This window comes from Thermococcus sp. PK (genome assembly GCF_000430485.1).
GTDB classification, from domain to species: Archaea; Methanobacteriota_B; Thermococci; order Thermococcales; family Thermococcaceae; genus Thermococcus_A; species Thermococcus_A bergensis.
Genome location: NZ_KE387145.1, coordinates 39,785 through 42,471, shown reverse-complemented (window position 1 = coordinate 42,471; position 2,687 = coordinate 39,785). Strand labels below are relative to the sequence as shown.

General features: G+C 44.4%; 3 protein-coding genes and 1 pseudogene. All 4 read left to right on the top strand.

The features are described 5' to 3' along the window. Positions 1-81: 81 nt before the first annotated feature. The gene (locus THEPK_RS00245; protein ID WP_052315859.1) at positions 82-1,587 is read left to right on the top strand and encodes a hypothetical protein; all 1,506 of its coding nucleotides are present in this window, start codon (positions 82-84) and stop codon (positions 1,585-1,587) included. Positions 1,588-1,595: 8 nt separating this feature from the next. Then, positions 1,596-1,964: a ribonuclease P protein component 4 gene (locus tag THEPK_RS00240; protein ID WP_042696857.1), complete on the top strand. Its 369-nt coding sequence runs from the start codon at positions 1,596-1,598 to the stop codon at positions 1,962-1,964. A gap of 84 nt (positions 1,965-2,048) precedes the next feature. Further along, positions 2,049-2,213 (top strand): hypothetical protein, encoded by a 165-nt coding sequence (locus THEPK_RS12825; protein ID WP_156882080.1) that lies wholly within the window; start codon positions 2,049-2,051, stop codon positions 2,211-2,213. A 12-nt stretch (positions 2,214-2,225) separates the two neighbouring features. Then, a pseudogene (locus tag THEPK_RS13500) lies at positions 2,226-2,687 on the top strand (RNA-guided endonuclease InsQ/TnpB family protein); the annotation flags it as partial.

Sequence of the window (2,687 nt, the reverse complement as noted above, 5' to 3'; positions counted from 1 at the left end):
ATGGTCTGAAAATCCTCCTCAGAGTCAAATACTGTTTAAATAACAGGGGGTGAAACTAAACACGCCCCGGTTGTGTTCCTTATGATGATGTACTCACTGCTCAGAAGTATTGAGCGATTGACAATAAGCCCATCAAAGAGGGCCAGGGACTTTCAAAGGGTTATTCAATCCTATAAAAACGGTGAGCTTATAGAGGTTGAGGGGTTTTTGATCTTGAGGGTGCCCCCCAATGTCCCAAAAGATGGGGTATACTACCTTCTTTCTCCTCTCTCTCCAAGTGAGCTCTCAAAGAGTGATATTAAGCCCTATGTGGCGATAAAGGTAACTGAAAAAAGCGAGATAAATGCAGAGCTGAAGAGCGGGCAGTACGTTAAAATCAAAGGCATTATCGATGCATATCCATTTGGAAACATGCGCCTCATCCACGTTATTTCTCTGCAAAGGGCCAATATTGAGGATTACTGGCTTCAGTACAAGGAGCTCGCCCTCACCAAAGAGGAGCTGGAACAGCTCATAGATTCCACAATAAACGCTGACTATGAGCTAAAAAAAGCTCTCCTTTACTCTCTCTTTGCCTCTCCCTCGGTAGTGAGTAGCAAAAGACATTGGGGGGAGGGAGTGACGTTTTCTGCTTTTAAAAATGACACAAAAATTGTGAATTCTCTCTGGGAGGCCTCGAGATATTTAATTAGCCTCCTCCCCGAAGAGCTGATATTAAGAAAAGGAAACGCAAAACCCTTTGTCGATGATAATCTCGACCTTGACTTCTCTTTTTTCCTTGAGGGAGGCAAATACTACTCCCCCTCAAACAAGAGCCTCCTCAAAAAAGACATCCCTGTCGCAGAGTGGGCTAGGGAGTATTTTGAGGAAAAACAGGCGGTGTTTTTGACTCCAAAAGTATACAAACGAATCTCTCCGGAGGATCCTTTGGCTTACACCTCCGAGACCCCATTCATTGTAAATGAACCCATAGGCTGGGAGAAAAACCGGGAACTGGAACAGCTTATCCCCAATCTCCTGGCCACGATATTTCTTGAAAGAGAAAAAATACCTTCGCTTAGCCCTTCCGACAGAATGGTGGAGAAGTTTAGAGAAAGGTTTGAAAGATGGATTTTTAGGAATGCCCGTGAATATGGAGAAAAGTTCGATGCTTTGAGGCTTAAAGGTATGATATTCGAGACTAACACGAGGTACCTTTTGAGCCTTCGCCTCCTCGGCTCGATGGCACGGTTTGAGGGAAAAATAAATACAGGCATAATAAGCGACGTTATAAATATGAACCAGGAGATAGTGGATATGTGGATAAACGAGATTCCGGAAAGGGAAATGCTGAAGGTGCTGGAGACTTATGAAAAATACGTCGAGCGGGACTTTAGAAACAAGCGTCTGGAGATGGCGTTGAGGGTATTCCTGGACTTGGAGGCCACTTCAATAGATGGCTTTGTTAGCAGAGAGGAGTTCTACAACGCCCTGGTTGAGTACGGATTCAAGCCCTCCTATGCTAGGGAAGTTATAGAAAGCCTTATTGCTGATGGCTATCTTTATGAGCCTGTTATAGGCAAATTAAAGATGATAAAACCAGAATAGGTGAGAGAATGTCAAAGAAATTCATAAGGCTTAGGGAACAAAGGGAAAAGAAGAAAATAGCCCTTGAGAGAATAGATATTCTTTTTAGCCTGGCTGAGAGGGTTTTTCCCTACGATAAAGAGTTGGCAAACCGCTACGTTGAGATAGCGTTGGCAGTGCAGCAGAAGGCAAAGGTTAGAATGCCGAGGAAATGGAAGAGGAGGTACTGCAAGAGGTGTCATTCCTTCCTTGTCCCCGGCGTTAATGCTCGGGTTAGGTTGAGACAGAAGAGAATGCCCCACGTTGTTGTAAAATGCTTAGAGTGCGGATACATAATGCGGTATCCGTATTTAAGGGAAAAGAAGGAACGTAGAAAAAGCAATATTTTTAAGGACTAATGTTGGTGTTATTTTAGTAGGTGATGAGCTATTATAGAGCATCCCCTCGTCAAGATTTGGAGTTGTATTAAGCGGGGAGAAACCGTGCTTATTGAGCATAACAGCTTAGCCTTCACTCCGCTTGCACTTTGTAACTTACCTTTTTCTTTTGAAAGCCTCGCCCTTCAGGGCGGGGATGCAGTAATCGAGAAACCGGCCAGAGAGCAGGAAAGCAAAAGAATGTTTTTAAACCAAAAACGTGTGAATTAATAACGAGAAGCAATGAAAAGAACCGTAACGCTCAAACTCCAACCCTCAAAAGAGCAGGAGAAAAGCCTCTTCGAGTTAGCCAATACTGGAGCAAAAGTCTGGAACGAGGTCAATTTCCTCCGGAGGCAACTCTTCTTCGACCACCAGCCCGTAGACTTCAACAAGACTGAAAAAGAGGTTTATGAGAAGTACAAGAAGGAGATTGGCTCCGCAACAGTCCAGCAAATTTGCAGGAAGAACGCCGAGGCGTGGAGGAGCTTCTTCTCCCTCGCAAGGAAGAAAAAGACAGAGAACTCCCCAAGTGGATGAGACCAAAACCACCAAGCTACTTGAAAGATGACGGGAAGAGGAAACCCTTGATTGTCCTCAGGAACGACCAGTATAAAATTGAGGGGAACAAACTAATCCTCAAAGGGCTTGGAAAGTTCAAAAGGCTGGAAGTCCAGTTCAAGGGGAGAATTCACGTTAAGGGCA